This is a genomic window from Streptomyces sp. NPDC020489 (genome assembly GCF_044386545.1).
GTDB lineage: Bacteria > Actinomycetota > Actinomycetes > Streptomycetales > Streptomycetaceae > Streptomyces.
The window spans coordinates 617,339-643,154 of the sequence record NZ_JBIRUZ010000004.1; the positions used below are offsets into that span (position 1 = coordinate 617,339).

Sequence of the window (25,816 nt, forward strand, 5' to 3'; positions counted from 1 at the left end):
CCCCAGGTTGTGCCGTACGGGTCAGCCGTCCTTGCCCTGCGCCTTGCGGACCGCGTCCCGGGTGTGGTCGACCAGGGCCGTGAGCGGGCCGAGGGTGAGGTTCCTGGCCGCGGACTCGGTACCCGGGTGGGGGTGGGTCGGGGCCACCGCCTCGGCCGCCCGGATCGCGGCGGCCATGGAGGCGAGACGGGCCGTGTCCGCGTGACGGCGGATGTGGATGAACTCGTAGCGTTCCTCGGCGCGGGCGTGCCGCATCACGTCCGTGCGCAGGGTCTGGAGCTCGGGCAGGAACTTCGGGTCGTCGGGGTCCGTCCCGTCCAGCCGCGACAGCAGCTCCTTCGCCTCTCGTTCCTCGGTCAGCCGGTCGTCGACGATCCGTTCCCCGTCCGGGACCGAGACGCGGGTGAAGGGGTGGACGACCTCCTCCTCGGCGGTCTCGTGCACGGCGAGCAGCCGTACCAGGGAACGGAAGGCGGCCCGGCGCTCGTCCCCGGCGGTCCGCTCGACCTCGTCGAAGAGATTGCGGATGTCACCGTGCTGGCGCATGAGCAGAGCGACGACGTCGGCGCCGCTCGCCGCGATCCCGGCCATGTCAGCTCCTCTCCCGCGAGGCGACGTCGGGGTGCTCGCCCTCCGACTCGATGCGGTACTCGCGGCCGAACATCTCCCGGTGCTGGGCCATCACCCGCTCGCTGGGCGGCTCCTCGCCGCCGTGGATCTGCTCCTGCAGCCTCTCGAACCGCTCGTGGGCGTCCCGGACATAGCCGGTGCCGAGGGTCGTCAGATCCATCTGGGTGTCCAGCAGACCCCGGACGAACTGCTTGTTCTCCTCGAAGGTGAGCACGTTCGGCAGTTCCGGGGCGAGGATCTCCTGAGGCTCGCGTCCGTCATGACGGCGCATCAGGTCGCAGGCGATCCGCAGGTGTTCGAGCTCCATGTTCAGGTGCAGCTCCCAGACGGCCTTCACCTTGGGGTCGGGCTCCTGCTCCATGAACGAGTGGTAGAGGTAGCACTCGTTGTACTCGTGGGTGACGAGCTGCTCCCACCACGTCTCACCCGGGTCGACCAGCGACTCGTAGTGGGTGACGTGCTCCTCCTCGATCAGCCCGATCTCCTGGTAGAGCTGCCGGGCGATCGGCTCCATGTACTGCGGGCCGACGTTCATGTAGAAGTTCATGGTCTGCTGCTCGGCCGCCATGATCGTCAGCGCGTGCAGCCGGGAGAGCGGGTTGACCGTCGAACGGTCGTACGGCTCGCGGACGTTGTCGGCGGGGTGCCGGTGGTGGAACTTGGTCGGCCGTCCCGGCATCACCTCCGTGAGGCCCTCGACGATCGACTCGGCCTTGCGGTGCTCGATCATCTCGTAGAGGTTGGCGTAGCGGTACAGGTGGTCGAAGTCCTCCAGGACGCCGAACTCGTACGCCTGCTTCAGGTACGGGTCGGGCTCGTGGCGGGCGATCCAGCCGGTGAGGTCGACCGCGACCTGCTCGTAGGAGATGGTCGTCTCCAGGACCGAGGCGAGGCCGGGCAGCAGCCAGTTGACGACCTTCTGCTGCTGGTGCTCGATGTAACGGACCTCCGCCAGCTGCCGCTTGACGTCCGGGTCGGGACAGTGGCGGGCGAACTGGTGGCTGAAGAGGATCGCCTCGACCTCGATGCCGTTCATCGCGATGATGCGGCACTTGGTGTACGGGTCGCCGTGGTCGGGGTCGACGGGTTCGACGTCCAGCTCGCGCCAGTTGCGCAGCTGTCGGTCCAGGGGGATGCCTTGGTGGTCGAGCGGGTTGAAGCCCATGAGGGTCTCCTCGCTGGGGGCCGGTTCCGGCTCGGCGCCAAGTACCCGGGCCCGTCGGGGGCAACCTGTCGGGGCGGCGGGCAGAGGGCGGAACCGGCCAGAGGGGGCGCACTCCTCGCGCTCGCCCGCCCGGGGCCGACCGCCGGTGACGACGGTCGATGCCCGAGCGCCTCCTCCCGCTGCCCGACGGCCGTCGTTCCGGTGCCCCCGGCGACCGACGCCTCCCTCCCGAACACGCCGTCGAGGCAGGGGAGTTGCCCGAAGGTGAGGCCGGGGCGGGCGCGGTTCGGGCGCCCGTCGGACGATGGCCGGATCGGTGCCGCCCCGGCACGTGGTCACGGGACGGTGGCTCGGGTGGCAGTCTTCCGCGACGGTCGCCGGGTGTCCCCGCCGCGCCCGCGCGGAGCACGGCGGGACCCGTACCAGCTCAGCCCCAGCACCACGGCGAGGGCGAGCTCCATGGCATCGCCGCCGTAGTACATCCATCGAGCGCCGCTGTGCAGGTCGGAGGGGGCGAAGGCGGTGCCGGGCGGCGGCAGCGCGTACAGGGTCCTGGCCAGGACGCCGTGCGCGGCACCGGCGGCCAGCAGGCTCGCGGCGCGCACGCCGAGACTCCAGCGGCGGCGCACCGGGTCGAGCTGGCACACCGCGGCGGTGAACAGCAGACCGGCGGCGACCATGTGCACCTGCATCACCCCGTGCAGCGGTGGCCGGTTCGTCAGAGCCGCGAACAGGTCGGTGCGGTACAGCAGCCACAGGCTCCCGACGTCCACCACAGCCGCCACCGGCGGGCACAGGAGCAGGCCGACCGGGCGGGAGTGTGCGAGGACCAGCAGGCCACGGCGCGGACGACCGGGCGGCAGGGCGCGCAGGGCGAGGGTGAGGGGACGGGCCAGGACCACCAGCAGCGGGACCGCCATGCCGAGGACCAGATGCCGCAGCACGTGCTGGGTGAACGGGCCGCCCGGCGGTGTCGCCGACACGGCCCAGACCGCGGCGAGGCCCCCGACGGTGAACGACACGTCCCGCCCGAACGGCCAGACGTCCCCGCGCCGCCGCAGGCGCCGGGCGACCACCGCGTAGGCGAGCACCAGCAGCGTGGCCGCGGCGGTCACTGGCGCGGCCGTGCCGGGGCCCGCGACCGGGTCCGGATGGACGTGGGCCAGCGTCATTTCGCCGGTCCGGGCCCGTCGACGCCGGGTCGCCGTCCCGCGCGCACCGCCAGGACCACGCCGACGAGGAGCAGGATCAGCCCGGCGATGTTCCACGCCCAGTCGTACGCCGTGACGTCCACGCCGTAGCGGATCTGGTGCAGGCGCAGCAGCTTGTGGTCCACGATGCCGTCGAAGAGCTGGAAGGCGCCGAGGCCCAGGAACACACCGGCGCGCGCGTGGGCCGGGGCCAGGGCGCCGCGGCGGCGCAGATCGGCGAAGAGGAACAGGCCGGCGACCAGGGCCAGCAGCTCTGCCGTGTGCAGCAGCCCGTCGGACAGCAGGCCGACGCCGCTGGTGGAACGGTCGTAGAAGTGGTGCCAGCCCAGGATCTGGTGGAAGACGATCTCGTCGACCGCGGCCATGAGCGCCGCCCCGATCAGCGCGCACACGGCCATCGACCGACGGGCCTCGGAGCGGGCCGGTTCATCCATGGGGCCGATCTCCCGTCGTAGGCAGGGGGCGGGGCTCGCACGTCGTCATGGGAGCCTGCGCCCGGTCGTCACGCTGGATGTCGGACCGCCGCCCCGCGAGGAGGCCACAGCCGCCGGCCGTGCTCACGCGCCGGCGCGCCAAGCCGCGTGCCTCACCCCTGTTCGCCCTCGTGGCCCCCGGCGTCCAGGACGTCGCGCTTGCCGGTCTGTTCCTTCGGGTCGTGCCGCACGATCTCGGGATGGTGCAGGTCGAAGGCGGGCGACTCGGAGCGGATGCGGGGCAGGGTGTTGAAGTTGTGGCGCGGGGGAGGGCAGGAGGTGGCCCACTCCAGTGAACGGCCGTACCCCCAGGGGTCGTCGACCTCGACCCGTTCCCCCCGGTGCGCGGTCTTCCACACGTTGTAGAGGAACGGCAGCGTGGACAGCCCGAGGAGGAACGCGCCGATGGAGGAAGCGGTGTTGAGGGCGGTGAAGCCGTCGGCGTCCAGATAGTCGGCGTAGCGGCGGGGCATGCCCTCGGCGCCGAGCCAGTGCTGGATGAGGAACGTGGTGTGGAAGCCGACGAACAGCGTCCAGAAGTGGATCTTCTCCAGGCGGTGGTCGAGCATGGTGCCGGTCATCTTCGGCCACCAGAAGCTGAATCCGCCGAACATGGCGAAGACGATCGTGCCGAACAGCACGTAGTGGAAGTGCGCCACCACGAAGTAGGTGTCGTGGACGTGGAAGTCCATCGGCGGGGAGGCCAGGATGATGCCGGTCAGCCCGCCGAAGAGGAACGTGACGAGGAAGCCGGTCGCCCACAGCATCGGTGGTTCGAAGGAGATCGAGCCCTTCCACATGGTGCCGATCCAGTTGAAGAACTTCACGCCCGTCGGCACCGCGATCAAAAAGCTCATGAAGGAGAAGAACGGCAGCAGCACGGCCCCGGTGGCGAACATGTGGTGGGCCCACACCGTCACGGACAGACCGGTGATGGCGATGGTGGCGCCGATCAGCCCGATGTAACCGAAGATCGGTTTACGGGCGAACACCGGGATGATCTCGCTGATCACCCCGAAGAACGGCAGGGCGAGGATGTAGACCTCGGGATGGCCGAAGAACCAGAACAGGTGCTGCCACAGGATCGGTCCGCCGTTCTCGGCGTTGAAGACCTGCGAGCCGAACCGGCGGTCCGCCTCCAGCGCGAGCAGCGCCGCCGCCAGCACGGGGAAGGCCAGCAGCACCAGCACCGAGGTGAGCAGCACGTTCCACGTGAAGATCGGCATGCGGAACATGGTCATACCGGGGGCGCGCATGCAGATGATGGTGGTGATGAAGTTGACCGCGCCGAGGATCGTCCCGAACCCGGCCAGCGCCAGCCCCATGATCCACAGGTCCCCGCCGATGTATCCGCTGCGGACGGGACCGCTGAGCGGGGTGTAGGCGGTCCAGCCGAAGTCGGCGGCGCCCTGCGGCGTGAGGAAGCTGCTGAGCACGATCAGACCGCCGAACAGGAACAGCCAGTACGAGAACATGTTCAGCCGCGGGAAGGCGACGTCCGGGGAACCGATCTGCAACGGCATGATCGCGTTGGCGAACCCGGCGAAGGTCGGGGTGGCGAACAGCAGCAGCATGATCGTGCCGTGCATCGTGAACGACTGGTTGTACTGCTCGTTGGACAGCAGTTGCAGGCCCGGCCGGGCCAGTTCCGCCCTGATGAGCATCGCCAGCGCCCCGCCGATGAGGAAGAAGCCGAACGACGTGATCAGGTAGAGGTGGCCGATCTTCTTGTGGTCGGTGGTGGTCAGCCAGGAAACGATCACTTGGCCCTTGTTGCGGCGCCCCGCCGCCGGGACCGGGGCCAGGGGTTCCGTACGTGTCGCCATGGGTGTCCTCGCTCGGAAGCGGTCGGTGCGCAGACGGTCACGCGGGCGGATGAGACACCGGTGATTGCCGCTCTCCCGGCCCCTCGGTTGCGCAGCGTGTAACCAGTCCGACGGGAGCTATGCCTGCCGATATGTCACCGTATCCGCGCCGCGCCCCGCGCGGGAGCCACGGCGGCCGACACGGCGGGTCGTGGCCGCTCCGCAGCGCCGCCACCCACACGCCGATGTCCCTCCCCACGCCACCACGGACCCGGAAATCCCAGGTCACGGCCGTGAAGGAGGGTGCTGTGAATGGATCACCGCAGCCGGGGCACCCAGAGTGACGGCAGAAACAGCTGTTGGGGGAGACGAACGGAGATGCCCATGGTGGCGGAGACGCTGATGCCGGCGCCGCCGGCGCGGTTGCTGACCCCGCCGGGCGTGTACGCCCCGCAGTGGGACACCGGGCTGCTGATGCAGGCACTGGGCCGGGAGGACATCGACGACGCGACCGAGGTGCTGGACCTCGGGACCGGCAGCGGCGCCGTCGCCGTGCACGCGGCCCGGCTGGGTGCCCGGGTGACCGCCGTGGACGTCTCCCGGCTGGCCGTGGTCACCGCGCGCGTCAACGCGCTGCTGGCCGGCCGGCGGGTCCGCGTCCTGCGCGGCGACCTGACGACGGCCGTCGCGGGACGGTCGTACGACCTGGTGGTCAGCAATCCGCCCTACGTGCCCTCGCCCGTCGACCGGCTGCCCCGTCGGGGCGCGGCGCGGGCCTGGGATGCGGGCGCCGACGGCCGGGTCTTCGTGGACCGGATCTGCGCGGCGGCTCCCACCATGCTGCGTCCGGGAGGGGTGCTGCTGATCGTGCACTCCGGCCTGTGCGGGACCGACGAGACACTGCGCCGGCTGACGGAGCGGGGGCTGAGCGCCTCGGTCGCCGAGCGCGCGGTCGTGCCGTACGGCCCCGTGCTGCGGTCCCGGCGGTCGTGGCTGGTGCGGCAGGGTCTGGTCGACGCGGACGACGACCGGGAGGAACTGGTGGTCGTCCGCGCCGTACGGCCGTGACGCGACCGCTCACTCCTGCGGCAGGAGCACCGCCCGCACGCAGCCGTCGCTCTTGTCCTGGAACATCCGGTAGCCGCGCGGTCCCTCGGACAGCGGCATCGGGTGGGTGGCCAGGTGGGAGGTACTGATCTCACCGGCCGCCATGCGGTCCAGGAGCATCGGGATGTACCGCTGGCCGTGCTGCTGGCCCATGCGGAACGTCAGCCCCTTGTTCATCGCCGCGCCGAACGGGAACTTGTCGAGGACGCCGCCGAACACGCCGAGGACCGACACCGTGCCGCCCTTGCGGCAGGCGTGAATGGCCTCACGCAGCGCCACCGAGCGGTCCGTCTGGAGCCGCAGGCCCTGCTTGACCCGGTCGTACAGGTACTGCGGACCCTTCTTGTGGGCCTCCATGCCCACGGCCTCGATGCACACGTCGGGACCGCGGCCGCCGGTCAGCTCGCGCAGCGCGGGGCCCACGTCGACGTCGGTGTAGTCGAGGGTCGTGGCCCCGCAGTGGCGTTCCGCCTGCTCCAGCCGCTCCGGGACCCGGTCGATCACCACCACCCGATGGGCACCCAGCAGAGCCGAGGCCCGCGCCGCCATCTGGCCGACGCCGCCCGCGCCCCACACGGCCACCACGTCACCGGGCCGTACCCCGCCGAGCTCCGCGCCCATCCACCCGGTCGGCACCGCGTCCGAGGCGAACACCGCCTCCTCGTCCGCCAGTCCGTCCGGGACCGTGAAGGCGCCGTGGTCGGCGAAGGGGACGCGGACGTACTCCGCGTGGCTGCCCGCGAAGCCACCCATGGCGTGCGAGTAGCCCAGGATGCCGGCGGTCGGGCTGCCGTAGGCGGTCTCGGTGAAGGCGGGCTGGGGGTTGGAGTTGTCGCACAGCGCCCACCAGCCCTCCTCGCACTGACGGCAGCGGCCGCAGCCGAGGATGGAACAGACCACCACCCGGTCACCGGGGCGGTGTTGGTGCACGCCCGGCCCGGTCTCGACGATCTCGCCGACGAACTCGTGGCCCATGATGTCGCCGGCGCGCATGGCCGGGATGTATCCGTTGAGCAGATGGAGGTCGGAGCCGCAGACCGAACTGGCGGTGACCTTCACGATCGCGTCCTGGTCGTTGAGGATCGTCGGATCCGGGACGTTCTGCACGTCCAGCTTCCCGACCCCGGTCCAGCACAGCGCCTTCACAGCAGGCCCTCCTTCCGGGCCCGGCGGGAGGCCCGGGCCAGCGGGATGCCACCCGGCCTGCGCTTCCCGGTGGGTTGCCCCTCGGTGCGCAGCACCTCATTGGTCTCGGTGAGCTGCTTGAACTCCCGCAGCGCCTCGCGGATCCGCTCGTCCGTCGACGCGCCCGCCTCGCTCTCCATCCCCTCGACGTCGTCCCGTGCCCCGGTGCGCCGGGCGGCGATCTCGGTACCGCGCCCTCCCGGCGCGTCCGCGGCCCTGATCTCCACGTGGTCGCCCAGACCGTCCAGCGGCGGCGGGAGCTTGCCGTCCGGCATCAGCTCGGGGCGCGGCCGCCCCACGGTGATCACATGCCAGCGCCCTTCCTCGGCCTTCTCGGCGCCACCGCTCGCCCGGCCCTTCGCACGGGCCACGGCCACGGAGCCGCCCGCGGCCACGACGGCCCCGGCCGCCCACAGACCGAGGGCGCGCTTCCCCCGGGTGTCACTCTTCCTTCGCATGTCCTTCACTCCTTCTTCCGACAGCGGCGCGCGAGTGCCCCCCGCCCGACCGCGAAAACCCCGCCGCGCAGGCTGCGCGGCAGGGGGCCGACCCGGCCGTATGGCGTATTCGCCCAGGTCAGAGACTTGTGCGTCGGGTCACTTCAGCGGCGTGCACTTCCGGCCGTAGTGGCGGCCGCCCACCCGACCCAGCGGCACCCTCGCCCCCGCCCCTCGCCCGACCCGGCCCGCTGGGCCACACGGGCCCCTGCCGTCACGCCTGTCTCCGGCCGACGAGCGACCCGGTCGCCGTGCCGGTGCCGGAGCGGGCGTTCCCCCGTCGGTCCGCCGGGTACGCGTGCGGCCGTCCGGCGACCGTCGGACGGAATCCATCCAGAAGGCAGACACGTCATGACCGCAGCCTCGTCCCCCGGGTATCCGGAATCCGGCGGCGCCCGGGACACCTTCAGCGCGCCACGCACGCGGACCGAGACCAAGCCCGCCTTCAAGACCACCGAACTCTTCGTCTACGCGGCATCCGTGATCGCGGTCCTCATCGCCTCCCTCGCGGTCGGCGACGGCTCCGACGGCGTGGACCGCTTCCCCGCCGACCAGGCATGGCTGTACGTCACCCTGCTGAGCATCGGCTACCTGATCAGCCGCGGGCTGGCCAAGAGCGGATCGCACGAACCCACGGACAGCTCACGCCACTGACCGACGTGACGGCTGACGGATCGCGGGACGCGGGCGGCGGCACCCGGCGAGGTGCCCCGCCCGCTGCGTGATCCCGTGGGGCCTGGGCCGACAGGGGCGCGCCGCCGTGACGGGCCGCAGCACCTCCCCGTGCCCGGTCCTTAGCTCGAGTGGGGGCGCCGCGTCGGGTCCTCAGCCGCTCCGAGTGGGGCCGCCGCGTCCGGTCCTCAGCCGCCCCGAGCCGGTGGCCCGGGTGCGTTCTCAGGCGATCAGCTCCACGATCATGGCGATCAACCCGATCGCCACGAGTACGACCATCACCATGATCACGGTGATGGGCATCGCCCCCCACCCCTTGCGCAGCTCGGGAGGCTCCGGATGGGAGATGCCGGAGATGCCCGACTCCCCGGGCGGGGTCTCGCCGGGTGGCACGCCTGCACCGGGTTGGAGTCCCGGACTCTGCCGCGGCTCCGGATCGGGACTGGTCATGACGCACGCTCCTTTCCTCGAACCGGGAACGGCCGTCGCCGGACCGAGTACCCGGACGCGCCCATCCCCACCAAGGGGCCCGTCGAACGAGGTGTTCTTCACATCTTCAGGGGTCTTGACCCCGCTCCGCCGGGTACCCGGCGGCCACCACAAGCAGTGAGGAGGACGACTGATGAGCACCGTCAAGGAATCGGTGGACGTCGAGGTCCCCGTCCACACCGCCTACAACCAGTGGACTCAGTTCGAGGAGTTCCCGCGCTTCATGGAAGGCGTCGAGGAGGTGCGGCAGGTCGACGACAAGCACAACCACTGGACCACCAAGATCGGTGGTGTGCGCCGGGAGTTCGACACCGAGATCGTCGACCAGCTGCCGGACGACCGCATCACCTGGCGGGTCGTCGAGGGCGACGTCAAGCAGCGCGGCACCGTGCGGTTCCAGCGGCTGGACGACACGCACACGCGCGTGGAACTGACGATGGACGTCGAGCCCAGCGGTCTCGCCGAGAAGGGCGCCGACATGCTCGGGGTGCTCGACCGTCGGGTCAAGGGCGACATGCGCCGCTTCAAGGAGTACATCGAGCAGCGGGGCGGCGAGTCGGGCGCCTGGCGCGGCCGCATCCGCCCCGACGAGGCCGGCGGCCTCGGCGGCACCCCTGGTAGCGGTGGCATCGGGGGCACGGGCAGCACGGGTGGCTTCGGCGGCCCGGGCAGCACGGGTGGCACGGGCGGCTTCGGCGGGCCGGGCGGCACCGGTGGCCCGGGCGGCACGCCGCTCGTCTGAGACGTTCGAGCACGCCAGGGACAAAAACGCCCCGGGCGGATCCGCACACCAGCGGTCCGCCCGGGGCGGCTCGCGTTCAGGGACGCGACAGGGCCCTCCGATGGTCGGCGCCCCAGGCCCGCGGCGCCCTGAGCATTTGAAAGTCGACAAGTCGCTTACGTCAATGGCGTGACGATCGCCGTGATGTTCCGCGCCATTACATTTCGCGCCGTGACGCTATACTCAACAAAGTGAGTAGGTGACTCCTTGGGTAAGTGAGGCAGCGGTCATGGCGCAGAACGGTCCCCTGAGATACGTCGCCCTCGGCGACAGCCAGACCGAGGGCTGCGGTGACGGCGACGACGTGCAGGGACTTCGCGGCTGGGCCGACCGGCTCGCCGAGCAACTCGCCCGGGACACCCCGGAAGTGCTCTACGCCAACCTCGCCGTCCGGGGCCGTCTCGCCGGACAGGTGCGGGCCGAACAGCTCGCGCCCGCCCTGGCGTTGGAGCCTCACCTCGCCACCGTCGTCGCCGGCGTCAACGACCTGCTGCGACCGGGCTTCGACGCCGACGAGGTGGCCGGACATCTGGAGGCGATGTTCGCCGCGCTCACCGCGCGGGGCACGCGAGTGGCCACGATGACCTTCCCGGACGTGGCCCGCATCACCCCGCTGGCGCGACCACTGCGCCCCCGGGTGCTCGCCCTCAACGACCGCATTCGCCGGGCGGCGGCACGGCACGCCGTCGTGGTCGCCGAGTTCTCCCACCACCCGGTCGCGACCGACCCGCGCCTGTGGAGCCCGGACCGGCTGCACTCCAACCCGCTCGGCCACGCCCGGATCGCCGCCGCGGTCGCCGACGCCCTCGCGCTGCCGGGCGGCGACGGCAGCTGGTCCCTGCCTCTGCCCGCCGACCGGCAAACCGCCTCAGGGCTGCGCGCGATCGGCGACGAGCTGCGGTGGGTCGGTTCCTTCCTCGGCCCCTGGCTCCTGCGACGGGTCCGAGGCCGGTCCTCCGGCGACGATCGGCAGGCCAAGCGCCCCGAACTGCTCCCGGTGCTCCTGCCCGCCGGTACCTCTCACCTTGAGTAATCAATTAGGTTGGGGCCCATGGCTCTGCGCAACGCGGTGATGGCCGCCCTGCTGGAGGGCGAGGCCTCCGGATACGACCTCGCCAAGGGCTTCGAGGCCTCCGTCGCCAACTTCTGGATGGCCACCCCGCAGCAGCTCTACCGCGAACTGGAGCGCATGGAGGCCGACGGTCTCGTCTCCGCCCGCGTCGTCCAGCAGGAGCGCCGCCCCAACAAACGCCTGTTCTCCCTCACCGAGGCCGGCCTGGAGGTCCTGCGCGACTACATCACCGAGGCGCCCGCGAAACCGACGGCCATCCGGGACGAGCTGATGGTCAAGGTCCAGTCCGTCGACATCGGTGACATCGACGCCGTACGCACCGCGATCGTCGAACGGGTGGAGCGGTCCACCGCCAAGCTGGCCCGCTACGAACGGATGCGGGAGCGCATGCTGGCCGGCCGCACCGAGGACGAGTACGTCGCCGAGGCCGAGCGCATCGGCCCCTACCTCACCCTCCTCGGCGGCATGGCCTTCGAACGGTCCAACCTCCAGTGGGGCGAGACCGCCCTGAAGAGGCTCGCCCAGCGAGCGCGCACCGCCGACGAGACCTGACACCACCGGCCGCTGCGCCGCAGCCGTACGCCGCGCCGTACGAGTAGTGCACCCCGCGATCAGACGACGCCGTCGGCGCGGAGCGCCTGGATGTCGTCGCGGCTGCGGCCGAGTGCGGTGAGGATCGCGTCGGTGTGCTCACCGACCGCCGGTACGGGGTCCATGCGCGCGGGCAGACCCGCGAGGTCGGCCGGCGGCAGCAGGGCCTCCACGGTGCCGCCCGGCACGCCCACCTCGCGCCAGCGGCCCCGGGCGGCCAGCACGGGATGGTCGAGGAACGCGGCGACGTCGTTGACCCCGGCGCAGGCGATGCCCATCGCCTCCAGGTCCTGGAGGATCTCGGCGGCGTCGGAGCGGGCGCAGCGCTCGGCGACGAGGGCGTTCACCTCGTCGCGGTGGGCGACCCGGTCGGGGCCGGTGGCGAAGCGCGGGTCGTCGGTGAGCCCGGCGTCGCCGAGGAACCGCGCGCACAGCACGGCCCATTCGCGTTCGTTCTGGATGGAGAACAGCACGTCGTGGCCGTCGGCGGCGGTGAAGGCGCCGTAGGGCGCGATGGTGGCGTGCTGGGTCCCCAGACGTGGGGGCTGACTGCCGCCGTAGCGCGTGTAGTTGGCGGGCTGGCCCATCCACTCGGCCAGCGCCTCGAACAGGGAGACCTCCACCGGGTGGGCCCTGCCGGTGGTGGCGCGTGTGTAGAGGGCGGTGAGGACTCCGCTGTAGGCGTACATCCCGGCGGCGATGTCGGCGACGGAGATCCCGACCCGGGCGGTCTCCTCGGGGGTGCCGGTCAGTGACACCAGGCCGGTCTGGCACTGCACCAGCAGGTCGTACGACTTGCGGTCGGCCCATGGCCCGTCGGTGCCGTAGCCGGAGATGGTGCAGGGGATGAGCCGGGGCCGGTGTTCGATGAGCGCCGCGGTGCCGAGGCCGAGGCGGTCGGCCGCGCCGGGGGCGAGGTTCTGCACGAAGACGTCGGCGCCGTCGAGGAGTTGGTGCAGGATCTCCAGGCCGCGCGGGTCCTTGAGGTCCAGGGTGAGGGATTCCTTGGAGCGGTTCAGCCAGACGAAATAGCTGGAGTGACCGTGCACCGTGGTGTCGTACCGGCGCGCGAAGTCCCCGCCGCCCGGTCGCTCCACCTTGATGACACGGGCGCCGAGGTCGGCCAGCTGCCGGGTGGCGTAGGGAGCGGCCACCGCCTGCTCCAGGCTGACGACCGTGATCCCGGACAGGGGTGACTGAGGGACGCTCATACGGCCTATTCGTACGGCCCCATCAACGGGCTCGTCAAAGTGATCCCGGTCATTCGTACGCGCCGCGTGCTCGAGGGTGCCCTTGCCATGTCATCACGCTTTGTTCACCTCCCGTAGGTGGAAGGATGTCAGGACATGAGAGAACGCTGTGAGGCCCACCAGTACCAGGAGTAACAAGTGAACGTGTCCCTGTCCGTCTGGCTGCTGACGGTGGCCGCGCTGTGCGCGCTCGTCGCCGTCGACTTCTTCATCGGCCGTAAGCCCCACGACGTGTCGATCAAGGAAGCCGGCATCTGGACGGCCGTCTGGGTCGTGCTGGCTTGTCTCTTCGGCATCGGCCTGCTGGTCTTCGGCGGCGCGAAGCCGGGCGGCGAGTTCTTCGCCGGGTTCATCACCGAGAAGTCGCTGAGCGTGGACAACCTCTTCGTCTTCGTGCTGATCATGGCGAAGTTCTCGGTGCCCTCCCAGTACCAGCAGCGCGTGCTGATGGTCGGCGTCCTGATGGCCTTGGTGCTGCGCGCCGCCTTCATCGCGGCCGGCGCGGCGATCATCTCCACGTTCTCCTGGGTCTTCTACCTCTTCGGCGCCTTCCTGATCTGGACCGCCTGGAAGCTCGTCCAGGACGCCCGCAAGGGGAGCCACGAGGAGGAGTACGAGGAGAACAAGCTGCTGAAGATGGTCGAGCGGCGCTTCGGCGTGGCCGACCGCTACCACGGCACCAAGCTGTGGATCGAGGAGAACGGCAAGCGGGTCATGACCCCGATGCTGGTCGTGATGCTGGCGATCGGCTCCACCGACGTCCTCTTCGCGCTCGACTCGATCCCCGCCATCTACGGCCTCACCGAGGACCCGTACATCGTCTTCACGGCGAACGCGTTCGCGCTGATGGGCCTGCGTCAGCTGTACTTCCTCATCGGCGGCCTGCTGGAGCGGCTGGTCCACCTCAGCTACGGCCTGTCGATCATCCTCGGCTTCATCGGCGTCAAGCTGGTGCTGCACGCGCTGCACGAGTCCGGCGTCCACGTGCCGGAGATCAGCATCCCGTTCTCGCTGGGCTTCATCGTGCTGGTCCTCGCCGTCACCACGTTCACGAGCCTGCGGGCCTCCAAGAGGCAGCGGGAGGCGGAGCGGGCCGCCTAGCGGACCGTACGACGGCGGTACGGGCTCGCGCGGCGGCGATCGAATCCGGGGCCCGTACGGCGGTGGTCCGGGGCTCGCGCGGAGGCGTCTGATGTCGCGCGGTGTGCGCGGTGGCGCCTCTTGACTTCGAGAGCACTCGAAGTTCTAGCGTCGCCAGGGTCGATGAGGCCCTGGTGAACGGAGACGACCATGCGCGTGGGCGTACACATCAACCGGTTCGACCACCCCGGAGGGGGCCCCGCGCTCGCCGCCGAGCTCGGCGCCGCGGGCGCCGCCGCCGAAGCCGCCGGGCTCGGCTGGCTGTCGGTCATGGACCACTACTTCCAGATGGAGTTCAACGACCGGGCCGAGGACCCCATGCTGGAGGCCTACACGACCCTCGGCTATCTCGCCGGCCGCACTTCGACGGTCCAACTCGGCGCCCTGGTCACCGGCGTGACCTACCGTCACCCCGGACTGCTCGCCAAGATCGCCACCACGCTCGACGTGCTGTCCGGCGGCCGGGCCACCCTCGGGATCGGTGCCGCCTGGTACGACCGGGAGCACGCGGGCCTCGGGGTGCCGTTCCCGCCGGTCGCGGAACGCTTCGAGCGGCTGGAGGAGGCCCTGCGGATCTGCCTGCAGATGTGGGACCCGGACGACGACGGCCCGTTCGAGGGCACGCACTACCGGCTCGCCGAGACCCTCTGCGTCCCGGCGCCGGTCAGCGATCCGCGCCCCGAGATCATGATCGGCGGTGGCGGCGAGAAGAAGACGCTGCGCCTCGTCGCCCGGTACGGCGACGCGTGCAACCTCTTCACCACCACTCCCGAGGAGGTCGCGCACAAGCTGGACGTCCTGCGCGGCCACTGCGACACCGAGGGCCGCGACTACGACACGATCCGCAAGACGGTCGCCTACTCCGGGGAACCGCTCGCCACGGGCGACCTCGACGCCTTCACGAAGGACATCACCGGGTACGCCGAACTCGGCATCGACACCGTGATCCTGTCCCCGCGCACGGGTGAGCCGGCGCGGTTCATCGAGCGGTTCGCGGCCCCGGCGGTTCAGCGGCTGGCGGAACTGGGCTGAGGGGCGGCGGGCCCGCTGCGGGAGACGATCCGCGTCCCGCGGTCGTCGACCACGCGGACCTGGAGCGAACCGCAGCCGCAGCGGGTCCACACCGTGCGACCCGCCGCGGTGGCGTGCCGGGACACCACCTGGAAGGGCTCGGCGCCGTCCGGCCACCCGCAGTGCGGGCAGACGGTCCCGGTCGTCCCAGGGGTGCCGGTGGTTCCGGACGCCTCAGGTGCGCCGGTCCGGCCGGTCGGGCTGGTCGGGCTGGTCATCGGAACTCCTCACAGGTCGTGGCTGGTTGACCGTCGCGACACCACCAGGGTGCGCCGCCGTCACCGTGCACGTCCAGGTTGACTTTCCGGACCTCACCTTGAAGCGTGGGCTTCATGATTGACCTCCGTCGGCTTCACGTCCTGCGCGCGGTCGCGCACTACGGCACGGTGACCGCGGCCGCCCGCGCCCTGCACTTCACCCCGTCCGCCGCCTCGCAGCAGATCCGTCAGCTCGCCCGCGACCTCGACGTGACCCTCCTCGAACCTCAGGGCCGGGGTGTCCGTCTCACCCCGGCCGCCGAGACCCTGCTCGCGCACGCCGACGCCATCCAGGCCCGCTGGGAACAGGCCGAGCTGGACCTGCGCGCCGAACAGGGCGCCCCCGCGGGGCCGTTGCGGGTCTGCGGGTACCCGGTGGCGATCTCGGTGCTGCTGGCGCCGATGGCCGTCCGGCTGCAGGAACGGCATCCGCGCCTGGCCGTGCACGTCCGGGAGGCGGACGTGCCGACGAGCTTCGACCTGCTCTTCGAGGGCGAGGCGGACCTCGCCATCGTGGAGGCCACCCCGCACAACCCGCCGCTGAACGACGCCCGCTTCGACCAACAGCCGCTTCTGAACGACCCGTTCGACCTGGTCGTCCCCGCCGGTCACCCGCTGGCCGGCAGGAAGCGCGTCGACCTCTCGGACGCGGCGCACGAGGACTGGATCGCCCCCATGCCGGACAGCCCCTGCCACACGCACATCGTGTCCGCCTGCGGGGAGGCCGGGTTCAGCCCCAGCGTGGTCCACCAGGCCGTGGACTGGAACGTCACCGCCCAACTCGTCGCCCACCGGCTCGGCGTCGCGCTCATCCCGCGGCTGGCCCAGCTCACCCCGGACCTGCCCATCACCCGCGTGGCGTGCACGGGCGACCCGCACCGCAAGCTGCTCACCTGCACGCGCCGCGGGGGACGGGAACGCCCCGCCGTCGAGGCCGCGTTGACGGAACTGCGGGAGCTGGCGCCGGGCGCGGTGGCCTGAACGGGACGTCGTGGCGTCTGGGCCGTCTCGGGACAGACGGAAGGGGCCGGAGCTCCATGAGCTCCGGCCCCTCACCGTGAGGTGCGGTCAGGCGGCGACGGTCTCGCCGGCGTGGCCGTGCAGACGGGTGATGACCTCGGTGAGCTGCTCGGCGACCTCGGCGTCGTCGGCCGGGTGGGTCTCGGCGAAGCGGACCACGGAGCCGGGGATGGAGAGCTTGACGTCCTCCAGGACCGTGGCACCGGCGATGCCGAGCGACTTGCGGGTCTCGTCCTGGGCCCAGACGCCACCGAACTGGCCGAAGGCGGTACCGACCACGGCGGCCGGCTTGCCGGCGAAGGCCCCGGCGCCGTACGGGCGCGACAGCCAGTCGATGGCGTTCTTCAGGACGGCCGGGATGGTGCCGTTGTACTCGGGGGAGAAGAACAGGAAGCCGTCGGCGGCCTGGGCGGCGGCACGCAGCTTGGCGGCCGCGGGCGGGACGCTGCCCTCGACGTCGATGTCCTCGTTGTAGAACGGGATGTCGGCCAGGCCCTCGTAGACCTCGACCGTCGCACCCTCGGGGGCGAACTTGACGGCCGCCTCGGCCAGCTGGCGGTTGTGCGAACCGGCGCGAAGGCTGCCGACGAGCGCAAGGATGCGAACAGACATGCGAACTCCAAGATGCTGAAACACTGCCGTCATGTATCCGGACCGAAGTCCGTTTACGTTCTATCACCCTAACCGGACCGCGGTCCAGTTTCATTCCGGATGCTTTACGCTGTCTTCATGCCCGCCTCTCTGCCGCCCTTTCCCAGGCCTCAGGACCCCTCGGGCGAGGCCGAACTGGTGCAGCTCGGCCCGTCCGGTGACGAGCCCTGCCTGCGCGCCGACGCCGCGCGCAACCGGGCCCGGCTGCTGGAGGCCGCCGCCCGACTGATCGCCGAGCACGGCGCCGCCGGGGTCACCATGGAGGCCGTGGCCGCCGCGGCCCAGGTCGGCAAGGGCACCGTCTTCCGCCGCTTCGGCGACCGCACCGGTCTGCTGATGGCGCTCCTCGACCACTCGGCGAGAAAGCTCCAGGAGGACTTCCTCGCCGGCCCGCCGCCCCTGGGCCCCGGGGCGCCGCCGCTGGAGCGGCTGCGGGCGTTCGGCGTGGCGGTGCTGTACCGCTCGGACGAACAGCTGGACCTCCAGCTCGCCGCCGTGCCGGAGCCCACCCGCCGCTTCTCCCATCCCTCGCAGCGCGCGCTCACCCTGCACGTCACGGTCCTGCTGCGCCAGATCGTGCCGGACGCCGACTGCGAACTGCTGGCGCGATCCCTGCTCGGATACCTCGACCCCGCCCTGATCCACCATCTGACCAGGGAGTGCGGGATGCCGATGAAACGGCTGGAGGACGGCTGGATCGATCTGGTGGCCCGCGTGACGGGCACCGCGGCGACCCACTGAGAGGCGGCTCACACAGGCTCTGCAAAGATGCGTGACGTCATGGTGCAGATACCGAAAACGCCCGCCCCCGCGTCGCCCGCACCGCGCTCCGTGCCCACGAGCGCCGATGTGGCCCGGCTGGCCGGCGTCTCGCGCGCGACCGTCTCCTACGTCCTCAACAACACCAGTGCCGTCCGCATCAGCGAGCCCACCCGCCGCCGGGTCCACGAGGCCGCCAAGGAGCTGGGGTACGTGCCGCACGCGGCCGCCCGCAGCCTGCGCGCCGGACACAGCCGCCTGGTCCTGATGCCCGCCCCGACCGTCCCCGTCGGTCAGCTCTACGGACAGTTCATCAACGAACTCCATTGGGCCCTCAGCCGCCTCGACTACACCGTCGTCCAGCACGGCAGCGTCGGACTCCAGGGCGACGAGGCCGCCCGCGCCTGGGCCGAACTGCGCCCGGTCGCCGTCCTGGTGCCCGGCGCCGGGCTCGGTCCCGACGGCGTCGCGATCCTCAAGCGCTCCGGCGCCCGGGCCGTCGTCACCCTCGGCCCCGAGACCGTCGAGGGCGCCCACGCCCTGCTCATGGACCACGAGGCCGTCGGCCACCGCGCCGCCACCCACCTCTACGAGCGCGGCCGACGCCGCATCGGCGTGGTGGTCCCCGAGGAGGCGGGCCTGGAGGCCTTCTCCCTGCCCCGCCTGGCGGGCGTACGCAACGCCCTCGACGGCACCGACGCCACCGTCACCCGCCTCCCCCTGGCCTGCACCGAGGAGGCCGGTGCCCAACTCGCCGCCCGCTGGCGCGCACTCGGCCTCGACGCCGTGTTCGCGTACAACGACGAGTACGCGATGCTGCTGCTGCGGGCCCTCCAGGACCAGGGGATCGACGTGCCGGGCGACACGGCGCTGATCGGCGCCGACGACCTGATGCTGGGCCGCCTCCTGCGGCCCCGGCTGAGCACGGTCCACCTGGAACTGCCCTCCGGCCGCGACCTCGCCGAGCTCGTCGACCGGGCGGTGCGCGACCCCGGCGCCGCTCCCGAGACGCACAAGGTCCTCGCGGCCACGGTGGTGCCCCGCGACTCCAGCTGAGAGCCTGTGCCCCAGGCTGTCACCCAGGGGAGGCGTGCGATGCGCACGACGGTCGGCATCATCGGCGGCGGCCCCGCCGGACTGCTCCTGGCCCGTCTGCTGCACCGCGCGGGCATCGCCTGCGTCGTGCTGGAGGCGAGGACCCGGGAGTACGTCGAACAGCGCCAGCGCGCCGGAATGCTGGAGCAGGGCACGGTCGACGCCCTGCGCGCCTGCGGCGCGGCCCGGCGTCTGGACGCGGAGGGGCTGGTCCACCAGGGCATCGAACTGCGCTTCGACCGGGAACGGCACCACATCGACTTCCCGGCCCTCACCGGCGGCCGCACCGTCACGATCTACGCCCAGACCGAGATCGTCAAAGACCTCGTCGCCCTCCAACTCGCCGAGGGTCCACCGCTGTTGTTCGAGGCCGAGGCGCTCGCCGTCGAGAGGCCGGAGTCGGACACGCCCCTCGTGCGGTTCGTGCACGAAGGGAGCGAGCAGACGCTGAGCTGCGACTGGGTGGTGGGCTGCGACGGCTTCCACGGCATCTCCCGCGCCGCCGTCCCGGCCGGGATCAGCCGGACGTACGCGCACGACTATCCGTACTCCTGGCTCGGGATCCTCGCCGATGTCGCCCCGTCCTGCGACGAGTTGATCTACGCCCGTGGCGAGCGGGGCTTCGCCCTGCACAGCATGCGCTCGCCCCGGGTGTCGCGGCTGTACCTCCAGGTCCCCAACGGCACCGATCCCGACGACTGGCCGGACGACCGTGTCTGGGACGAACTCGCCGCCCGCTTCGCCATCGACGGCGACTGGACCCTCGGCCGCGGGCCGATCACCGCCAAGTCCGTGACCCCGATGCGCAGTCACGTCCACGAACCCATGCGCCACGGCCGGCTCCTGCTCGCCGGCGACGCCGCCCACATCGTCCCGCCGACCGGCGCCAAGGGCCTCAACCTCGCCGTGTCCGACGTCTGCCTCCTCGGCCGTGCCTTCGCCGAACTGCACCGCACCGGCTCCGAACGGCTCCTGGACACCTACCCGCGGGCGAGCCTCGCCCGCGTCTGGCAGGCCACCCGGTTCTCGTACGACATGACGACCATGCTGCACACCCGGCCCGACGCCGACGCGTTCGAGCACCGCCTCCAGCTCGCCCGGCTCCGCCGGATCACCGCGTCCCGGCACGCCGCCGCCGAACTGGCCGCGAACTACACGGGACTTCCCCTGGAGTGGTGAGCCCGCCGGGCCACGTCCCCTGCGCCTACTGGCCGTCCTGCTCGGAGTTGGCCTGCTGCTCGGCGACCGACTTGCGGACCTCGTCCATGTCCAGGTTCCGGGCCTGCCCGATGACGTCGGCCAGCGCCGCCTCCGGCAGCGCGCCCGGCTGCGCGAACACCGCCACCCGGTCACGGACGATCATCAGCGTGGGGATCGACTGGATGCCGAAAGCGGCGGCCAGTTCCGGCTGCGCCTCGGTGTCGACCTTGCCGAAGACCAGGTCGGGGTTCTCCTCGGCGGCCTTGTCGTAGACGGGCGCGAACTGACGGCACGGCCCGCACCAGGACGCCCAGAAGTCGATCAGGACGAAGTCGTTGTCCGTGACCGTCTGGTCGAAGTTCTCCTTGGTGAGCTCCACGGTCTTGCTCATGGCGTGAATCCCTCTTCCTGATGTCGGGGCGAAGCCGTCGGCACAAACACGGCGGACCGAGTGGGTATTCCGCGCGCGTACCCATGTGGCCCGAGCGCACACCACCCAGCAGACTGACCCCATGACGGAAACGGAATCCACTGTGTACAGCACCTACGACGTCGTGGTGCTCGGTGCCGGGCCCGTGGGGGAGAACGTCGCCGACCGCACCCGTGCGGCCGGTCTCTCCACCGCGGTCGTGGAGAGCGAGCTGGTCGGCGGCGAGTGCTCCTACTGGGCCTGCATGCCCAGCAAGGCCCTGCTGCGCCCGGTGATCGCCCAGGCCGACGCCCGCCGCCTGCCCGGCCTCGCACCCGCGGTACAAGGCCCCCTCGACGCGGCCGCGGTCCTCGCCCGCCGGGACGAGTTCACCTCCCACTGGAAGGACGACGGCCAGGTCCGGTGGATCGAGGGCGTCGGCGCCGACCTCTACCGCGGCCACGGCCGCCTCACCGGCCCGCGCACGGTCACCGTGGGCGACAAGGTCCTCACCGCCCGGCACGCCGTCGCCGTCTGCACCGGCACCCGCGCCGTCCTGCCCGATCTGCCAGGACTCGACACGGTCAAGCCCTGGACCAGCAGGGAGGCCACCAGCGCCAAGGCCGCGCCCGGCCGTCTGGTCGTCGTCGGCGGCGGCGTGGTCGCCACCGAGATGGCCACCGCCTGGCAGGCCCTGGGCTCCCGGGTCACCCTCCTGGTCCGCGGCAAGGGCCTGCTCAACCGCATGGAACCCTTCGTCGGCGAGCTGATCCACGAGGCCCTCACCGAGGCGGGCGCCGACGTGCGCACCGGCACCTCGGTGGAGTCGGTGACCCGCGAGAACGGCACCGTGGTGGTCGTCACCGACGCGGGGGAGCGCATCGAGGCCGACGAGATCCTCTTCGCCACGGGCCGCGCCCCGCGCACCGACGACATCGGCCTGGACACCGTCGGCATCGAACCGGGCTCCTGGCTGGACGTCGACGACAGCCTCCGCGTGACCGGCAGCGACTGGCTCTACGCGGTCGGCGACGTCAACCACCGCGCCCTCCTGACCCACCAGGGCAAGTACCAGGCCCGGATCGCGGGCGCCGCCATCGCCGCCCGCGCCTCCGGCACCCCCCTGCTGGAGACCGACCCCTGGGGCGCCCACGCCGCGACCGCCGACCACTCGGCGGTCCCGCAGGTCGTCTTCACCGACCCGGAGGCGGCCTCCGTCGGCCTCTCCCTGGCCGAGGCCGAACAGGCGGGCCACCGGGTCCGCGCCGTCGACTACGACCTCGCGAACGTGGCCGGCGCGAGCCTGTACGGCGACGGCTACCGCGGCCGCGCCCGCATGGTCGTCGACCTGGAGCGCGAGATCCTTCTCGGGGTCACGTTCGTCGGCCCGGGGGTGGGGGAGCTGATCCACTCCGCCACCGTCGCCGTCGCCGGAGAGGTCCCGATCAGCAGGCTCTGGCACGCCGTGCCGTCCTATCCGACGATCAGCGAGGTGTGGCTGCGGCTGCTGGAGAGCTACCGGGACAACTGACGCACGCGGGCACGAGGAACTCCAGGTGGTTCCTCGTGCCACGGGTCCTGCTCGGACTCCGGGCGCGGCGCCGTCACGCGACGCGGTCGCCGGGGAGGCAGGGGAGGCGCCGGTGTCGTCGCCTTCCCGCTACTGCCCCGGCAGTTCGAAGCCCAGGGACTCGGCGGCCCTCTCGGGCGTCGGCTGCGCCCAGCGCTCCGCCACCGCCTGACTCGACGACAGCGACCGCAGTTCCGCACGGTCGAGGTAGAGCGTGCCGTCGAGATGGTCGGTCTCGTGCTGCACGATCCGCGCCGGCCAGCCGGAGAACACCTCGTCCACGGCCCGCCCGTGCTCGTCCTCGCACCGCAGCCGCACCTCGGCGTGCCGCGCCACGACCGCCTGCCAGCCCGGCACGCTCAGACAGCCCTCGAAGAACGCGGCACGCGCGGCACCGACGGGCTCGTACACCGGATTGACCAGCACCCGGAACGGCAACGGCACCCGGCCGCGCGCCAAGCGGATCTCCTCCGGCACCGGCGCCGGGTCCTCGATCACCGCGATCCGCAGGGGGACACCGACCTGCGGCGCGGCCAGACCCACGCCCGGTGCCGCGTGCATGGTGACGCGCAGGGCCTCGACGAACCGGGCCAGCAGCGCCGCGTCCAGCTGTCCTTCGTACGGCTCGGTGCCGCGCCGCAGCACCGGCTCGCCGGCCGCGACGATCGGCAGCGGTCCCCCGGCCGCGAGGAGTTCCTCGACCAGTTCCGCAAGGGGCGTGTGATGACGGGGAGTTGCCATCGCGTCAGGATGCCATGCACCCCGCTCCGCCCCCGTGTGACGCAGGCCACTTCCCGCGCCGGGAACTCGGCGGCCTCCTCGCCCGACTACTGGACCGGTACCGCCGAGAACCGTCCCCTGCCCCGGAGAAGAACCGCCGATGACCTCCGCTCTCACGACGACCACGGACGAGCCCCCGAAGGCCGCCGATCCGAAGCCGTCACGCGGCAGTTGGGCGCCACTGCGCCCCCTGGTGCTGCGCCTGCACTTCTACGCCGGGCTGTTCGTCGCGCCGTTCCTGCTCGTGGCCGCCTGCACCGGACTGCTGTACGCCGCCTCCTTCCAGGCCGAGAAGATCCTCTACGCCGACGAGATGACCGTCTCGGAGGTCGGCGACGCCAAGTTGCCCATCTCCCAGCAGGTCGACGCCGCCCGCGAGGCCCACCCGGAGGGCACCGTCGCCGCCGTCCGGCCCTCCCCGCAGGCCGACGCGACCACCCGGGTCCTGCTCTCCGGCGTCGAGGGCGTCGACGCCGACCACACGCTCGCCGTCTTCGTCGACCCCTACACCGCCAAGGTGGAGGGTGCCCTGGAGCAGTACGGCTCCTCCGGTGCGCTGCCGCTGCGCACCTGGATCTCGGAGCTGCACCGCAATCTGCACCTCGGCGAGACCGGGCGCCTCTACAGCGAGTTCGCCGCGAGCTGGCTGTGGGTGATAGCGAGCGCCGGCCTGGTGCTGTGGTTCACCCGCCGCCGGGCCCGACGCAAGCTGCGCGGCACCAGCGGTCGACGCCGCACCCTCGGCCTGCACGGCGCGGTCGGCGCGTGGGCAGCCGCCGGGTTCCTCTTCCTGTCGGTGACGGGTCTGACCTGGTCCACCTACGCCGGCGCCAACATCGACGTCCTGCGCACCGAGCTGGGCCAGTCGACCCCGTCGGTCTCCGCCGCCGCGGGCGGCGACCACTCCGGGCACGGGACGTCCGCCGCGACGGGGGACGCCGAGCACGGCGTCGGCCTCGACAAGGTGCTCGCGGCGGCCCGGGCCGAGGGGCTCGGCGACCCGGTCGAGATCGTCCCGCCCGCGGACGCCTCGTCGACGTACGTCGTGAAGCAGGTGCAGCGCAGCTGGCCGGAGAAGCAGGACGCGGCGGCGATCGACCCCACCACCGGGGAGGTCACGGACGTGCTTCGGTTCGCCGACTACCCGGTCCTCGCCAAGTTGACCCGCTGGGGCATCGACCTGCACACCGGCACCCTCTTCGGGCTGGTCAACCAGATCGCCCTGATGCTGCTCGCGCTCTCCCTGATCCTGCTGATCGTGTGGGGTTACCGGATGTGGTGGCAGCGCGGCCGCGGCTCCGCCTTCGGCCGCCCGATCCCGCGCGGGGCCTGGCAGAAGGTGCCGGCGCCGATCCTGCTGCCGTGCGTGGCGGCCGTCGCCGCCCTCGGCTACTACGTCCCGCTGCTCGGCATCCCGCTGGCCGCGTTCCTCGTCCTGGACGTGGTCCTCGGCGAGATCGACCACCGCAGGGGCAGGCGCTCCGCCGCGGCGGTCTGACCGTACGACGACAGGGGCCCGGTTCCGTCACGGAACCGGGCCCCTGTCGTGGTGCTCAGCGCTCGTCGAGGTCGAAGTCGCCCGCGAGTGCGGAGGCGAGGCGCAGGTGTGGCTCGGCCTCCTCGCCGCGGCCCTGGCGTTCCAGGGTGCGGCCCAGCATCAGACGCGCGTACTGCTCCACCGGGTCGCGCTCCACGATGAGGCGCAACTGGGTCTCGGCGCGCCGCAGTTGGGCGGAGTGGTAGTAGGAGCGGGCCAGCAGCAGCCGCGGTCCGGTCTGCTCCGGCACCTCCTCGACCAGCCCGTCCAGGACACGCGCCGCGGCGGTGTAGTCCTTGGCGTCGAAGAACATCAGCGCGCGCTCCCAGCGCTCCGCCGGCGTTCCGTGGTCGTAGTACGTCGTCTCCACTCGTGACCTCCTTCGCCGCCGTCAACGGGGGAAGGTTGTTCAATATTCCACTACTCGCTGGGGGGTGTGGCGGTGACGGCCGCCGAGTCGGTGAGGGCGGCCAGTTCGGCGTCGGCCCGCTCGGTGATCAGGGTCAGCACCCGTCCGGCCGTGGCCAGGTCCTCCGCCGGGATGCCGGCGTAGACACGGGCCGTGATCGGGGCGGCCTCGGTGGTCGTCCGGTCGTACAGCTCACGTCCGGCCCGCGTCATCCGGACCAGGGCCGGCTCCTCGGCGGCCAGGAGCCCCGCGGCGATCAACTCGTCGACCACGCCGTGCGCCTCGGCGGCGTCGATCTTCAACGAGCCGACCACGCTGCCCACGAGCTCGTCCCGCCGGATCGGGCCGTCGGCGACGGCGACCGGCCGGAGGGTGACGGACTGCTGGAACGTCACACCGTGGCGGGCCAACACCCGTTCGAGGACCGCGCGGGCGGCGTAGTGGGCCAGGGCTATGGTCCGGGGGTTGAGCAGGGGTGCGGTGGTGGTGGTCATGGCTGCTCCTTGTCGGACTCGCCGGCGTCGGCGAGCGGGTCGAGAGGTGCGTCGAGCAGGGCCGCGAGTTCCCGGCTGAACTCCCGGGTGCGGGGGCTGTCGAGACCGCCGAGCGGTGCCAGCAACTGCTCCAGCAGCCCCTGGACGACCTGAATGGCCCGCCGGGTCGAGACGCGGCCCCCCTCGGTGAGGGCCAGCTGCACGGCACGGGGGTCGCGCGGATCCCGGGAGCGCTCCAGAAGGCCCGCGGCCTCCAGTGACCGGGCCAGCTTGGAGACGTAGAGCGGCTCGAGTCCGGTGTGGTCGGCGAGGCGGCGCTGGCTGGGGCGCTCACCGTCGCGCTGCATGCCGTACAGGGACGCCACCAGCGAGTACTGCGCGTGGGTGAGGCCCAGCGGGGCCAGTGCGCGGTCCACCGCGGTGCGCCATTTCATCGACAGCCGCCACACCAGGAAGCCGGGTGTGGCCTTCTCGGAACCCTTGCTCATGCCAGATA

28 protein-coding genes and 1 pseudogene are annotated in these 25,816 nt (G+C 71.7%); 13 read left to right on the plus strand and 16 right to left on the minus strand.

Annotation, left to right across the window (positions count from 1 at the left end):
- Positions 1 to 21: 21 nt before the first annotated feature.
- From ACH41F_RS13430 to ctaD, 5 genes are all read right to left on the minus strand, one after another.
- On the minus strand, positions 22 to 591 hold the full coding sequence (locus ACH41F_RS13430; protein ID WP_391238654.1) for a hemerythrin domain-containing protein: 570 nt from the start codon (positions 589 to 591) through the stop codon (positions 22 to 24).
- 1 nt (position 592) lies between these two features.
- Positions 593 to 1,795 carry a hypothetical protein gene (locus ACH41F_RS13435; RefSeq protein WP_391238651.1) on the minus strand — a complete coding sequence of 401 codons (1,203 nt, stop codon included), beginning with the start codon at positions 1,793 to 1,795 and terminating at the stop codon, positions 593 to 595.
- A 335-nt stretch (positions 1,796 to 2,130) separates the two neighbouring features.
- On the minus strand, positions 2,131 to 2,967 hold the full coding sequence (locus ACH41F_RS13440) for a cytochrome c oxidase assembly protein (RefSeq protein ID WP_398835195.1): 837 nt from the start codon (positions 2,965 to 2,967) through the stop codon (positions 2,131 to 2,133).
- Positions 2,964 to 3,440 carry a DUF2243 domain-containing protein gene (locus ACH41F_RS13445; protein WP_398835197.1) on the minus strand — a complete coding sequence of 159 codons (477 nt, stop codon included), beginning with the start codon at positions 3,438 to 3,440 and terminating at the stop codon, positions 2,964 to 2,966. The genes ACH41F_RS13440 and ACH41F_RS13445 overlap by 4 nt, the downstream gene beginning before the upstream one ends.
- A gap of 152 nt (positions 3,441 to 3,592) precedes the next feature.
- Complete coding sequence (ctaD, locus tag ACH41F_RS13450) at positions 3,593 to 5,305, minus strand: cytochrome c oxidase subunit I (RefSeq protein ID WP_391238642.1); 1,713 nt, start codon at positions 5,303 to 5,305, stop codon at positions 3,593 to 3,595.
- Positions 5,306 to 5,668: 363 nt separating this feature from the next.
- Between ctaD and ACH41F_RS13455 the strand changes: the two genes are divergently transcribed.
- Positions 5,669 to 6,352, plus strand: a complete 684-nt coding sequence (locus ACH41F_RS13455; protein WP_398835200.1) for a HemK2/MTQ2 family protein methyltransferase — start codon at positions 5,669 to 5,671, stop codon at positions 6,350 to 6,352.
- 9 nt (positions 6,353 to 6,361) lie between these two features.
- Here ACH41F_RS13455 and ACH41F_RS13460 read toward each other — a convergent pair whose 3' ends face one another.
- Positions 6,362 to 7,537, minus strand: coding sequence for a zinc-dependent alcohol dehydrogenase (locus tag ACH41F_RS13460; protein ID WP_398835203.1), 1,176 nt, complete (start codon positions 7,535 to 7,537; stop codon positions 6,362 to 6,364).
- A complete protein-coding gene (locus ACH41F_RS13465) occupies positions 7,534 to 8,034 on the minus strand; it encodes a hypothetical protein (protein ID WP_391238633.1) in 501 nt (166 codons plus the stop codon). Before ACH41F_RS13465 ends, ACH41F_RS13460 begins: the two co-directional genes overlap by 4 nt.
- A gap of 390 nt (positions 8,035 to 8,424) precedes the next feature.
- Between ACH41F_RS13465 and ACH41F_RS13470 the strand changes: the two genes are divergently transcribed.
- Positions 8,425 to 8,727, plus strand: coding sequence for a hypothetical protein (locus ACH41F_RS13470; protein ID WP_391238630.1), 303 nt, complete (start codon positions 8,425 to 8,427; stop codon positions 8,725 to 8,727).
- Between the two features lie 240 nt (positions 8,728 to 8,967).
- On the opposite strand, the gene ACH41F_RS13475 is transcribed toward ACH41F_RS13470, so the two are convergent.
- Positions 8,968 to 9,195, minus strand: coding sequence for a DUF6480 family protein (locus tag ACH41F_RS13475; protein WP_391238627.1), 228 nt, complete (start codon positions 9,193 to 9,195; stop codon positions 8,968 to 8,970).
- A gap of 172 nt (positions 9,196 to 9,367) precedes the next feature.
- Here ACH41F_RS13475 and ACH41F_RS13480 point away from each other — a divergent pair.
- From ACH41F_RS13480 to ACH41F_RS13490, 3 genes and pseudogenes are all read left to right on the plus strand, one after another.
- A pseudogene (locus ACH41F_RS13480) lies at positions 9,368 to 9,826 on the plus strand (SRPBCC family protein); the annotation flags it as partial.
- 418 nt (positions 9,827 to 10,244) lie between these two features.
- The gene (locus ACH41F_RS13485; protein WP_398835206.1) at positions 10,245 to 11,048 is read left to right on the plus strand and encodes an SGNH/GDSL hydrolase family protein; all 804 of its coding nucleotides are present in this window, start codon (positions 10,245 to 10,247) and stop codon (positions 11,046 to 11,048) included.
- Positions 11,049 to 11,066: 18 nt separating this feature from the next.
- On the plus strand, positions 11,067 to 11,639 hold the full coding sequence (locus tag ACH41F_RS13490; protein WP_391238621.1) for a helix-turn-helix transcriptional regulator: 573 nt from the start codon (positions 11,067 to 11,069) through the stop codon (positions 11,637 to 11,639).
- A 59-nt stretch (positions 11,640 to 11,698) separates the two neighbouring features.
- Here the strand turns inward: ACH41F_RS13490 and ACH41F_RS13495 are convergent, their stop codons facing one another.
- On the minus strand, positions 11,699 to 12,889 hold the full coding sequence (locus tag ACH41F_RS13495; protein WP_391238618.1) for a CoA transferase: 1,191 nt from the start codon (positions 12,887 to 12,889) through the stop codon (positions 11,699 to 11,701).
- A gap of 177 nt (positions 12,890 to 13,066) precedes the next feature.
- On the opposite strand from ACH41F_RS13495, the gene ACH41F_RS13500 reads away from it, so the two are divergent.
- Both ACH41F_RS13500 and ACH41F_RS13505 read left to right on the plus strand, forming a co-directional pair.
- Positions 13,067 to 14,029: a TerC/Alx family metal homeostasis membrane protein gene (locus ACH41F_RS13500; RefSeq protein ID WP_391238615.1), complete on the plus strand. Its 963-nt coding sequence runs from the start codon at positions 13,067 to 13,069 to the stop codon at positions 14,027 to 14,029.
- Between the two features lie 189 nt (positions 14,030 to 14,218).
- Positions 14,219 to 15,100 carry a TIGR03560 family F420-dependent LLM class oxidoreductase gene (locus ACH41F_RS13505; protein WP_391238612.1) on the plus strand — a complete coding sequence of 294 codons (882 nt, stop codon included), beginning with the start codon at positions 14,219 to 14,221 and terminating at the stop codon, positions 15,098 to 15,100.
- On the opposite strand, the gene ACH41F_RS13510 is transcribed toward ACH41F_RS13505, so the two are convergent.
- Positions 15,076 to 15,357, minus strand: a complete 282-nt coding sequence (locus ACH41F_RS13510) for a hypothetical protein (protein ID WP_391238609.1) — start codon at positions 15,355 to 15,357, stop codon at positions 15,076 to 15,078. The two genes, ACH41F_RS13505 and ACH41F_RS13510, sit on opposite strands and share 25 nt — an antisense overlap.
- A gap of 114 nt (positions 15,358 to 15,471) precedes the next feature.
- Here ACH41F_RS13510 and ACH41F_RS13515 point away from each other — a divergent pair, with 114 nt between their 5' ends.
- Positions 15,472 to 16,377 (plus strand): LysR substrate-binding domain-containing protein, encoded by a 906-nt coding sequence (locus ACH41F_RS13515; protein ID WP_391238606.1) that lies wholly within the window; start codon positions 15,472 to 15,474, stop codon positions 16,375 to 16,377.
- Positions 16,378 to 16,464: 87 nt separating this feature from the next.
- Here the strand turns inward: ACH41F_RS13515 and ACH41F_RS13520 are convergent, their stop codons facing one another.
- A complete protein-coding gene (locus ACH41F_RS13520) occupies positions 16,465 to 17,028 on the minus strand; it encodes an NAD(P)H-dependent oxidoreductase (RefSeq protein WP_391238603.1) in 564 nt (187 codons plus the stop codon).
- 99 nt (positions 17,029 to 17,127) lie between these two features.
- Between ACH41F_RS13520 and ACH41F_RS13525 the strand changes: the two genes are divergently transcribed.
- The 3 genes from ACH41F_RS13525 to ACH41F_RS13535 are packed head-to-tail and all read left to right on the plus strand — an operon-like array spanning position 17,128 to position 20,100.
- Positions 17,128 to 17,808 (plus strand): TetR family transcriptional regulator, encoded by a 681-nt coding sequence (locus ACH41F_RS13525; protein WP_391238600.1) that lies wholly within the window; start codon positions 17,128 to 17,130, stop codon positions 17,806 to 17,808.
- A gap of 27 nt (positions 17,809 to 17,835) precedes the next feature.
- Complete coding sequence (locus ACH41F_RS13530) at positions 17,836 to 18,882, plus strand: LacI family DNA-binding transcriptional regulator (RefSeq protein ID WP_398835210.1); 1,047 nt, start codon at positions 17,836 to 17,838, stop codon at positions 18,880 to 18,882.
- Positions 18,883 to 18,921: 39 nt separating this feature from the next.
- The gene (locus tag ACH41F_RS13535) at positions 18,922 to 20,100 is read left to right on the plus strand and encodes a 4-hydroxybenzoate 3-monooxygenase (protein ID WP_391238595.1); all 1,179 of its coding nucleotides are present in this window, start codon (positions 18,922 to 18,924) and stop codon (positions 20,098 to 20,100) included.
- A gap of 25 nt (positions 20,101 to 20,125) precedes the next feature.
- On the opposite strand, the gene trxA is transcribed toward ACH41F_RS13535, so the two are convergent.
- Positions 20,126 to 20,512 carry a thioredoxin gene (gene trxA / locus ACH41F_RS13540; protein WP_391238592.1) on the minus strand — a complete coding sequence of 129 codons (387 nt, stop codon included), beginning with the start codon at positions 20,510 to 20,512 and terminating at the stop codon, positions 20,126 to 20,128.
- Between the two features lie 121 nt (positions 20,513 to 20,633).
- Between trxA and ACH41F_RS13545 the strand changes: the two genes are divergently transcribed.
- Positions 20,634 to 22,061: an FAD-dependent oxidoreductase gene (locus tag ACH41F_RS13545; RefSeq protein ID WP_391238589.1), complete on the plus strand. Its 1,428-nt coding sequence runs from the start codon at positions 20,634 to 20,636 to the stop codon at positions 22,059 to 22,061.
- A 129-nt stretch (positions 22,062 to 22,190) separates the two neighbouring features.
- Here ACH41F_RS13545 and ACH41F_RS13550 read toward each other — a convergent pair whose 3' ends face one another.
- Positions 22,191 to 22,841 (minus strand): peptide deformylase, encoded by a 651-nt coding sequence (locus tag ACH41F_RS13550; RefSeq protein ID WP_391238586.1) that lies wholly within the window; start codon positions 22,839 to 22,841, stop codon positions 22,191 to 22,193.
- 139 nt (positions 22,842 to 22,980) lie between these two features.
- Here ACH41F_RS13550 and ACH41F_RS13555 point away from each other — a divergent pair, with 139 nt between their 5' ends.
- Positions 22,981 to 24,378 (plus strand): PepSY domain-containing protein, encoded by a 1,398-nt coding sequence (locus ACH41F_RS13555; RefSeq protein WP_391238583.1) that lies wholly within the window; start codon positions 22,981 to 22,983, stop codon positions 24,376 to 24,378.
- Between the two features lie 55 nt (positions 24,379 to 24,433).
- On the opposite strand, the gene ACH41F_RS13560 is transcribed toward ACH41F_RS13555, so the two are convergent.
- The 3 genes from ACH41F_RS13560 to ACH41F_RS13570 are packed head-to-tail and all read right to left on the minus strand — an operon-like array spanning position 24,434 to position 25,808.
- Positions 24,434 to 24,787, minus strand: coding sequence for a tetratricopeptide repeat protein (locus tag ACH41F_RS13560; RefSeq protein ID WP_398835214.1), 354 nt, complete (start codon positions 24,785 to 24,787; stop codon positions 24,434 to 24,436).
- Between the two features lie 50 nt (positions 24,788 to 24,837).
- On the minus strand, positions 24,838 to 25,320 hold the full coding sequence (locus ACH41F_RS13565; protein WP_391238576.1) for a MarR family transcriptional regulator: 483 nt from the start codon (positions 25,318 to 25,320) through the stop codon (positions 24,838 to 24,840).
- Positions 25,317 to 25,808 (minus strand): MarR family transcriptional regulator, encoded by a 492-nt coding sequence (locus ACH41F_RS13570; protein ID WP_391238573.1) that lies wholly within the window; start codon positions 25,806 to 25,808, stop codon positions 25,317 to 25,319. The genes ACH41F_RS13565 and ACH41F_RS13570 overlap by 4 nt, the downstream gene beginning before the upstream one ends.
- Positions 25,809 to 25,816: the final 8 nt, after the last annotated feature.